This window comes from Aeromonas sp. ASNIH8, from assembly GCF_002919855.1.
GTDB classification, from domain to species: Bacteria; Pseudomonadota; Gammaproteobacteria; order Enterobacterales; family Aeromonadaceae; genus Aeromonas; species Aeromonas caviae.
The window spans coordinates 1-9,523 of sequence record NZ_PQLN01000128.1 but is presented as its reverse complement, the minus strand read 5'-3'; the positions used below and the strand labels follow the sequence as shown (position 1 = coordinate 9,523).

At 59.5% G+C, this 9,523-nt stretch carries 10 protein-coding genes; 1 reads left to right on the top strand and 9 read right to left on the bottom strand.

The annotated features are described in order from the left end of the window. Positions 1-112: 112 nt before the first annotated feature. From C3418_RS21290 to C3418_RS21280, 3 genes are read right to left on the bottom strand one after another with little or no spacing between them, the layout of a single operon-like run. Positions 113-805: a heme A synthase gene (locus tag C3418_RS21290; RefSeq protein ID WP_244053668.1), complete on the bottom strand. Its 693-nt coding sequence runs from the start codon at positions 803-805 to the stop codon at positions 113-115. Between the two features lie 59 nt (positions 806-864). Beyond that, the gene (locus C3418_RS21285; RefSeq protein WP_042864890.1) at positions 865-1,347 is read right to left on the bottom strand and encodes a hypothetical protein; all 483 of its coding nucleotides are present in this window, start codon (positions 1,345-1,347) and stop codon (positions 865-867) included. Next, complete coding sequence (locus C3418_RS21280) at positions 1,344-2,069, bottom strand: SURF1 family protein (RefSeq protein ID WP_244059019.1); 726 nt, start codon at positions 2,067-2,069, stop codon at positions 1,344-1,346. Before C3418_RS21280 ends, C3418_RS21285 begins: the two co-directional genes overlap by 4 nt. 18 nt (positions 2,070-2,087) lie before the next feature. Here C3418_RS21280 and C3418_RS21275 point away from each other — a divergent pair, with 18 nt between their 5' ends. Next, positions 2,088-2,294 (top strand): DUF2909 family protein, encoded by a 207-nt coding sequence (locus C3418_RS21275; RefSeq protein ID WP_043152873.1) that lies wholly within the window; start codon positions 2,088-2,090, stop codon positions 2,292-2,294. Positions 2,295-2,302: 8 nt separating this feature from the next. Here the strand turns inward: C3418_RS21275 and C3418_RS21270 are convergent, their stop codons facing one another. The 6 genes from C3418_RS21270 to C3418_RS21245 form a co-directional block, all read right to left on the bottom strand. Next, positions 2,303-3,184: a cytochrome c oxidase subunit 3 gene (locus tag C3418_RS21270; RefSeq protein WP_103859227.1), complete on the bottom strand. Its 882-nt coding sequence runs from the start codon at positions 3,182-3,184 to the stop codon at positions 2,303-2,305. A 2-nt stretch (positions 3,185-3,186) separates the two neighbouring features. Further along, a complete protein-coding gene (locus C3418_RS21265; protein WP_103859226.1) occupies positions 3,187-3,741 on the bottom strand; it encodes a cytochrome c oxidase assembly protein in 555 nt (184 codons plus the stop codon). A gap of 9 nt (positions 3,742-3,750) precedes the next feature. Continuing rightward, positions 3,751-5,349 carry a cytochrome c oxidase subunit I gene (gene ctaD, locus C3418_RS21260; protein ID WP_103859225.1) on the bottom strand — a complete coding sequence of 533 codons (1,599 nt, stop codon included), beginning with the start codon at positions 5,347-5,349 and terminating at the stop codon, positions 3,751-3,753. 9 nt (positions 5,350-5,358) lie between these two features. After that, positions 5,359-6,489, bottom strand: a complete 1,131-nt coding sequence (gene coxB, locus C3418_RS21255; RefSeq protein WP_244053666.1) for a cytochrome c oxidase subunit II — start codon at positions 6,487-6,489, stop codon at positions 5,359-5,361. A gap of 367 nt (positions 6,490-6,856) precedes the next feature. Beyond that, a complete protein-coding gene (locus C3418_RS21250) occupies positions 6,857-8,929 on the bottom strand; it encodes a tRNA(Met) cytidine acetyltransferase TmcA (RefSeq protein ID WP_103859224.1) in 2,073 nt (690 codons plus the stop codon). Further along, a complete protein-coding gene (locus C3418_RS21245; protein WP_041211748.1) occupies positions 8,926-9,240 on the bottom strand; it encodes an HlyU family transcriptional regulator in 315 nt (104 codons plus the stop codon). The genes C3418_RS21250 and C3418_RS21245 overlap by 4 nt, the downstream gene beginning before the upstream one ends. Positions 9,241-9,523: the final 283 nt, after the last annotated feature.

The following is a 9,523-nucleotide window of genomic DNA, read 5'->3' as shown; positions in this document are numbered from 1 at the left end:
GAATCGCATGCGTTTCCTGGCGTTGGTTTCTGCCTTGGCGAGGGCCAAGAAATCGATTGGATCGGACATACTGAGTACAGTGAAACCAGAATAGAGCAATTAGATCACATCTTTAATCTGATTGGTAGAACTCATAGCTGGCGTGCCCCAGAGGGAGATGAAAGGCTTGCGCCCAATTCAGCTCTGCCTGCCAGTTGCCCTGGCACAAGGGAAACTCCACACACGCCATGGCCGCATAGTTCGCCGACGTCCAGCCCCCCAGCGCGATCTGCAGCAGCAACACGCCACAGGCCATGCTGCCAAGCCAGGAAACGCCCTGGTGTACGGGCGGGGGTGAAGGGAAACCTGCCAATTCGGCCCGATAGAGCCATAGCAAGGTCAGGATGGCGAAGCCGCCCAGCAGATGAGTGGTCACCACCAGGGGATGCAGGGCCAGGGTCACCGTCCACATACCCAGTGCCGCCTGACCCGCAACCAGCACCAGCAAGATGAGCGAGAGGTGACGCAGTCGGCCGCCTGTACGCCAGCCCAAGCCGGACAGGAGCACAATCACGCCTCCCAGCACCCCGGCGCAGTAGCGATGCACCATCTCGCTGCGCGCTTTGTGAGGAACAAGCGGGCTGGCCGGATAGCGCTGTGCCGCCAGTTCCGCATGCTCAGCGCGGGGAATGGCCAGGGAACCATAGCAACCTGGCCAATCGGGGCAAGCCAGCCCGGCATCCGTCAACCGGGTATAAGCACCGAGCGCGATGACAAGAACTGCCAGCGCAATGGCCACGGAGGCCAGCCTCTTGTGCATCTTCATATGACGCCTCGTTGACCGTGCAGTCACCAGAAGATGCGAGTCCCATGTCGGCTGCATCGTCACTGCACCCCACGCTGATATTTGAGCAGTTGCTGCAGATCCGACAGTACCGCCTTGCCAAGCAACGGCCAGGTCGTCGTGCTGCCGGGCACCTCGTAACGCAAGATGGCCAAGCCGCGGGCGTCCACCAGCAGTATATCCCCCTCCCTCATTTCACTGTTTGCCTCGTGAGGTGGCGTCAACTGGACCAGCTCCAGCTTGTCCAGATTACGGCCAAGTGCGGCCTGGATACGTGCCATCAGCGCGGGGACCTGCCGGCATTGCCCCTCGCAGCGAGGGGCCACCAGATAGACCAGTCGCCATTGGTGCTGATGGGCAGGCAGCGGTTGCAACAGGTAGATCTCCTGGTGCAGCCAGTGCCCCTTGCTGCGCGTGCCGGGTTCATACCAGCCCTGGTGAAGAGTCAGAGCCGCCAGCACCACAGGCAGCAGGATCACCGCAGCAAAGAGCGCTGGCACCCGCCAGCGTCGCCATCCGCTCATGGGGAGCACCTCCTCGTCAGCATGACCCCCCCTGACAGAACCACCAGCGCCAAGCCGAGCCATTGCACCGCATAGGCCCGGTGTTTTTCAGGAGGCATGACATTGTGCTGGTAGTGATAGAGGAATGGGGTTCGTCTTTGATACAACACGGCGTCTGCAAGCGGGGCTCCGATTGCCTGTCGCAGGGTCTCGACCCTGATGGATTGCAGCCGGTTCGGGTAGGGGCCTGGTTCTATGTTCAGTCCCAGCAGGAAGCCGCCGGGAGCCATGCGCAGAACACCTTCAAGGGTCATTGCGGCGGGGATGGCGGGATTGGGCAATTGCGACCTGTCGGATGGCGCGGGCACCCATCCCAGGTTGACCAGCAACAGTGAGGATCCCCCCTCTGCGCGTACCGGGATGAGCACGTCATAGCCAACCTCCCCGTTGACGATCTGGTTGTCCAGCAACCAGACATAAGGGCTGACCCACTCGGCTTTCCCTTGCAGAGGCTGGCCATCCAGTGACTCCGGGTGTTGCCAGTCGATCTGGGCCAATGTCCTTGGCCCGGCCTGCTGCATCTTTGCCATCTGCGCCAGCCAGGCCGTTTTTTCCATTGCGCGCTGCCACTGCCAGAACGCCAGCTTGCACAAACCGGCCGTCACCACCAGAGTGAACAACAAGACGAACCAGCGTCTGTGATGCCATGGTCGTCGCTTGTCTCGTGCAGCCGAATCGCGCATATCGAGGAGGATCCCAAGATGTTGATCAAGGTCGTTCTGATACTCATGCTGCTGCTCATCATCGGCCAGCTGTTTCACGCCCTCTGGCTGATGCTCAGTGCAGGCAATACGCAAAAGATGTCGGTACCTCTGGGCCGGCGCGTCTTCTTCTCCCTGCTGGTGGTCATCATACTGCTGCTCTCTCTCGCGATGGGCTGGCTGGAGCCCAACCCTCGCCCCTACTGAGCACGGCATCAAAGCAGGTAGACAAAGACGAACAGACAGAGCCAGACCACATCGACGAAGTGCCAGTACCAGGCCGCAGCCTGGAAAGCGAAATGACGCTGTGGGGTGAAATGATCCCTCAACATGATTCGCAGCCAGATGATGGTCAGGAAAAGGGTGCCCAGCAGCACGTGCAGTCCATGGAACCCGGTCAGAATGAAGAAGGTATTGCCATAGATGCCGGAATCCAGCCGCAACCCGAGATCCCGATAGGCATGCAGATACTCATAGCCTTGAAACCACAGGAATGTCAGCCCGAGCACCACGGTGGCCAGCAACATCCCCTTGAGCCGCATGCGTCTGCCGTTTTCCAGACTCATGTGTGCAAACAGCAGGGTCACGGAGGAGCCGAGCAGGATCAAGGTATTGATGAGGGGGATCCCCTGCCAGGGCATGGCCTGGGTCGTGGCCCCGCCGGGCGTCTTGAGCAGGGGCCAGTGAGCGGTGAAATCCGGCCACAGCAGTTGGCCCGTCATCACCCTGTGGCCCGCACCATCCAGCCAGGGCACCGCAAGCTGGCGTGCATAGAACAGCACTCCGAAAAAAGCCAGAAAGAACATCACTTCGGAGAAGATGAACCAGACCATGCCCTGCCTGAAGGATCTGTCCATCTGGGCGCTGTAGAGCCCGGTCATGGACTCCCGGATGATGTGACGGAACCAGCCAAACAACATGAATGCCAGCAGGGCGACACCGGCCATCATCAGATACCGGCCGAAACCGGTCTGCCCACTCGCCACTTCATTGACCAGATGTCCCGCCCCCAACGCCAGGAAAAACAGTGCAATGGCACCAATGATGGGCCAGCGACTCTGGTCCGGGACATAATAGGTCTGGTTCACCTTGGACATGGTCATTTCCTCTGTGCGAGTGCCGGTGCAGGTACGGACGCCGTGATGTCATAGAGCGAGTAGGAAAGCGTGATGGTATTGATGCTGTCCGGTAGTGCCGGATCGATATAGAACTTGAGCGGCATCAGCTTGCTCTGCCCTGCCCTCAGCTCCTGGCGATTGAAGCAGAAACACTCCACTTTCTTCAGATAGGCTGCGGCGGGACCGGGAGAGACCGACGGGACCGCCTGACCCACCATGGCCCGCTCCGTGGGATTGAACACCCGAAAGTTGACCATTTTCACCTCCCCCGGCCGCACCGACAGCCGAGCCGTTTCACCACTGAACTCCCACGGCATCCGGGTATCCGCATGAGCAAGAAACTCGATCTGGATGCTCCGCTTGCTGTCGATCACCGCCCGCTCCGTACTGGCCGCTTGATCAGACGTCTTGCCATTGAGGCCGGTGATCCGGCAGAAGACGTCATAAAGCGGCACCAGCGCAAAGGCAAAACCAAACATGACGAGCACGACCAGAGCCAGTTTTCTGAGCAAGGGCGCATGACTGACCTGGGTCATATGACCTCCCTAACGCTCTTCCGACCGGATATCCGGCGGAGTCTGGAAACTGTGATAGGGAGGGGGAGAAGAGAGCGTCCATTCCAGCCCCTCGGCCCCCTCCCATACCCGATCGCTCGCCTTGGCTCCGCCTCTGATGCATTTGACCACGCCCCAGACAAACAGCAGTTGGGACAGGCCGAAGGCAAAACCCCCCAGGCTGATCAGCATGTTGAAGTCGGCAAATTGCAGGGCGTAATCGGGAATGCGGCGAGGCATGCCCGCCAGCCCGACAAAATGCATGGGGAAAAACAGCACATTGACCGAGACGAGCGAACACCAGAAATGCCATTGGCTGAGCCGCTCGTCATACATGTGCCCCGTCCATTTCGGCAACCAGTAGTAGGCCGCAGCCAGGATCGAGAAGACGGCACCGGTCACCAGCACATAGTGGAAATGGGCCACTACGAAATAGGTGTCGTGATACTGAAAATCAGCCGGCGTCATGGCCAGCATCAGCCCGGAGAAACCGCCAATGGTGAACAGAGTGATGAAGGCGATGGCAAACAGCATGGGGGTCTCGAATGTCAGAGAACCACGCCACATGGTGGCAAGCCAGTTGAATACCTTTACCCCTGTCGGCACCGCGATCAGCATGGTGGTGTACATGAAGAACAGCTCCGCCACCACGGGCAATCCGGTGGTGAACATGTGGTGAGCCCAGACCATGAAGGAGAGCAAGGCGATGCTGCTGGTGGCATAGACCATGGAGCGATAACCGAACAGCTTCTTGCGGGAGAAGGTCGGAATGATGCTGGAGACGATGCCGAAAGCCGGCAATATCATGATGTAGACTTCCGGGTGCCCGAAGAACCAGAAAATGTGCTGAAACAGGACAGGATCCCCCCCACCTGCAGCATCGAAGAAACTGGTCCCGAAATACTTGTCCGTCAGCACCATGGTCACCGCAGCCGCCAGCACCGGCATGACAGCGATGAGCAGAAACGCCGTGATGAGCCAGGTCCAGACAAACAGCGGCATCTCCATCCAGCCCATGCCCGGCGCCCGCAGGTTGAAGATGGTCACGATGACGTTGATGGCCCCCATGATGGAGGAGATCCCCATGATGTGAATGGCAAAGACAAACAGGGCCGTGCTGTTGCCGCTGTACTGGGTGGACAGGGGGGCATAGAAGGTCCAGCCAGAACTGGGGCCGCCTCCCTCCATAAACAGGCTCGACAGGAGGATGAGGAAAGCAAACGGCAGGATCCAGAAGCTCCAGTTGTTCATGCGGGGCAGCGCCATGTCAGGGGCCCCAATCATGATGGGGATCAGCCAGTTGGCGAGGCCGGTGAAGGCGGGCATGACGGCACCAAAGACCATGATGAGGCCGTGTACCGTGGTCATCTGGTTGAAAAACAGGGGTTTCACCAGTTGCAGTCCGGGCTGGAACAGTTCTGCCCGGATCACCATGGCCATGGCGCCACCGGTAAAGAACATGGTGAGGGCAAAGCACAGATAGAGGGTACCGATGTCCTTGTGGTTGGTGGTGTAGAGCCAGCGCCTCAGACCGGCCGCCGGCTGGTGGACATGTTCGCTGTGCGGGGTATCCGTGATTCCATCACTCATGCCGACGCCTCACTTGTCCTTGTCCGGATTGGCCGGGTTGAGAAGGGACTGCACCTCGGCTGGCTGCACAAGGTCGCCGGTCTTGTTATCCCAGGCATTGCGTTCATAGGTAATGACGGCGGCGAGTTCCTGTGCCGTCAACTGTTTGCCAAAAGGTTGCATCGCCGTACCACTCCGGCCATGCAACACCGTATCCAGATGCTGGGCACGATGCTCCGCCTGTGTGGTCACCTTGCTGCCATTGAGCGCCGGGAAGATGCCGGGCAATCCGGTACCCGCGGGCTGATGACAGGCCGCACAGTGGCCCAGATAGACTTTCTCCCCCAGCGCCATGGCTTGTGGCAACGTCATGGTCTCCGCTGCCTGCGCCTGTTGCTGTGCCTTGGCGGTTGCCTGCTCGTCTCCCTTCCTGGCAATCCACGCCTCGAACTCCTCTGCGGATTTGGCCACCACAACCACGGGCATGAAACCGTGATCCTTGCCGCACAGCTCGGCGCACTGCCCACGATAGGTGCCCGGCTTGTCGATCCGCGTCCAGGATTCGTTGATGTAGCCAGGATTGGCATCTTTTTTCACGGCGAAGGCGGGAACCCACCAGGAGTGGATGACATCGTCCGAGGTCATCAGGAAACGGATCTTCTTGCCGACCGGCAACACCAGAGGGTTATCTACCTCCAGCAGATAATTGCCGCCCTTGGGGGCATCACCGGAGATCTGCTGTTTGCTGGTCGCCAGCAGGGAATAAAACGCCACCGGATACTCGAGGTATTTGTAATGCCATTTCCATTGCGAGCCCGTGACGAGGACAGTGAGATCGGCCTTGGAGGTATCCTCCATCTTCAACAGGGTCGAGGTTGCCGGTGCCGCCATCGCGATCAGTATCAACACAGGGATGGCAGTCCACAGCAACTCGATGCGGGTGCTTTCGTGAAACTGGGCGGCTTTGGCACCGCGCGATTTTCGATGGTGCACGATGGACCAGAACATGATGCCGAAGACGAGCAGACCGATGACGCAACAGATATAGAAAATCATCATATGCAGGTCATAGACCTGCTGGCTGATGGCGGTGGCCCCGCGCGTCATGTTGAACCGGATCTCATTGGCAAAGGCGCTGCTGCTGATGAACCACATCATCATTCCGGCACCTGCCTGAGCTGCATCGTTTCTCACATTGCACTCCCTGTGCACGTTGGAGAAGATGGCCTGCATTCCATTCACCAAAAGCTAACCATCTGAAAATAATGCATTTATTAAAATTCATTTCACATTCAAGTATTAGTCCATATTCAGAAAAAACCAAAATGCAGACAGCCCTGACCAGGCTCATCAGAGCAGTGGCAATAGGCAAAACGCGAGCAGGGAAGAGGGAGAAACGGGTCCCGGGGTGGCCGCGCCTTGAACGGGGAGAGCTTCAGCCATGGTGAGTCGAATCGATGTGCAGAACCCGGGAGGGGCCATGGGGTCCTCCCGGGCTCCGTGGTTTTCTGCCGTGCAAGAGGCGGGGTCAGCCCGCTGGTGCTTGCTGAGCCAGCAGTCTGGCCAGCAGGGAGCGCAGTGCTTTTATCAGGGCGGGTTTGCCCGCGACACCCTGTCGGGCAGCCAGCTCGGACCAGGGCGCATATTGCCAGATGGTGGCGATCAGCAACCGTCGTTCATCCTGACTCAACCCGTCCAGCATCATCACTTGCCGGAGCAGCCAGCGTTGCAGTGTCCCCTGGCACAATTCGAATGGTTTGTGATGGTGGGCAAAGCAATCGAGTTCCCGATGCTCGAATTCATCCAGATCCGGCACATGAGTGACAGGTCCGCCTCTGAGGGATAGCCAGACCAGTTCGGTATCCAGCCTCTTGAGTTCACCCGCCAGCAGGGCCGGCAACTGGCTCATGAAACGCTGTCGCCATTGCGCCAGCTCGGCGTGATATTCCGATTGCAGCGGCATCAGCAGCAAAGCTGCATGACTGCCGCTGGCCGCATCGCGCTGCAGACCAAGACGCAGCACCTTCAATCCCGCCTTGAGCCAGAATGGCAGCAGATCTGGACTGGCGGAGAAGGCAGATCCCAGATAATCGACCCCTAATGCCCGATAATGTGAAACCAGCTTGTCCAGCAACCAGGACCCCAGCCCGAGACGATGAAGGGCAGGATGGATGGCGATGCGCATCACCCTGGCATAAGAGCGCTCCCCCGCCGTCACGAAACCGGCGTGGGCCAGCAGCGACTGGGGCAGCAGATGTCCACGAGGGCGCCTTCGTCCGGCCCAGATCGCGTGCGCCAGATCAGGGGGGATATTGCCCTCCCGCGCGACCAGCGCCACCCCGAGCAACTCCTGTCCCTGCTCCATCAGATGAATGTCGAGATCCGGCCCCTCCAGTAAATACCGCAGATCACTGGGGCTGGTCTGGTAGTGAGCCAGCACGAGCAGGCCGAACACCCGATTGAGCAGCGCGTCATCACGGGCCAGCTCATCTTGTCCGACCAGGCGCCAGGTCGGTGATGCCGGGGGATGAGGTGCCGATATGTCGGCATTCAGACCAAGGAGCCGGAAGATCAGAGGCTCCAGCGGATCGCTCAGGCTCCAGCGAATAGGCTCCACCAGGTGCAGCTCCTGCCAATCCGGGGTTTGCTCATCGAGTACCCTCTTGAAGCGCAGATGAAAGCCGCGCCCCGTCCCCTCATAGCCGTGCTCCGTTGTAGCGAAGACAATGCGACTGTGACGGGCCAGCATGGCCTCCAGCAGCGGGGTCGGGATGGCGGCGGCCTCATCCACCAGCAACAGATCCGCCAGCACGTCTCCTTGAGAGGCCCGATCAGGGGACACATAGCTCAGACCGGCCAGCCGCTCAGGCATCTCTGCCAGCGCACGCTCTGCATGGGCAAAAAGTGTCGCCACTGTGGCGTGGGAAGGGGCCGTCACCGCTATCCTCAAGGCCGGATCCCGACTCAGCAAGTCGGCGCTCGCCAGCCCCAGCACGGCGCTCTTGCCACGACCGCGATCGGCGCTCAGCACCAGGGGGCGGCGGCGATGGCCGTGCAACACGTTGTGGATGGCGGGCAGCGCACGGGCCTGATCCGCGCTCAGCGGTCGGTCCCCGTCGAGAGGCTGCCAGGTAATATCACAAGAGGCAGGCGTCAGATCTCGCGCCGGATCTTCTTCCAGCAACCGTACTAGACGGGAGATGAACCCCTGCCCGGCACGATCAACCTCCTCTGGCTGGGCGACCAGCCTCTGACGATCTGGGTCTGGGTAGGTCGGCCATGCCTCCCGCGGCGGGGTCAGCAGAAGCAAGAGCCCCCCAGCCCTCAATGTCCCCGCCAAGGCACCGAATGCATCGGGGTGAAAACCGCTGAAGGCATTGAATACCAGGGTGTCGCACTCCTGACCGAGCCGTTGAAGCGCCTTGGCGGCAGGCTGCGGAGCATGACGCTCAGGACCCTGCCCCAGCCAGAACACCGCCCCCCACAGCAAGGATTCGGCACGAACGATGCAGTCATCCTCCTCCCCTTCCAGCCAGATCAGACGCCGCTCGCCGGCATGAGCGATAGCGTGGCGCAAGGCGAGCTGCTCGGCTGACATCATGGAGCGGGGCTGGCGTCTGGCTTCACGCGGGGTTCAAACATGCGCTCCCCCATCTGGTCGATGAAGGTATGGGCCTTTTGCACCATGAAGCGCTCGGCATCCGCCGGGTTGGCAAAGAGATCGGAGCGGATGAAGCGATGGGTCTGTAATTGCCCGTCTATCTCCCTGGTGATGCGACCTGCCAGCCTGTATTGCCCCCCTTCCGCCATGGGCTCGGGATAGATGAGATAGCCCATGTATTCGATGGGCTCAACCTCGGGGCTCTGGGCGATCTCTCCCTTGAACAGGGCATTGAATAGTTTTTTGAACATGTTCGCATCCTCTCTGATAAAGGCATTCTCCCCAAGGGTGGAATCACTGGCAAGCACGGGATCTTATTACCATTCGTTCTTTGCACTACGAACCATTCTCATTTAGATTTCATCTCATTCCAGCATGAGGTCCAGATTATGTACGTGTGTTTGTGCCCTGACTCTTATACACAAGTAGCGTCCTGAACGGAACCTTTCCCGTTTTCCAGGATCTGATCTTCTATGTGACTCCCAACATAGTAACGATCATGATAACTTCTGCTCTTCATCGTACGGCTGACTG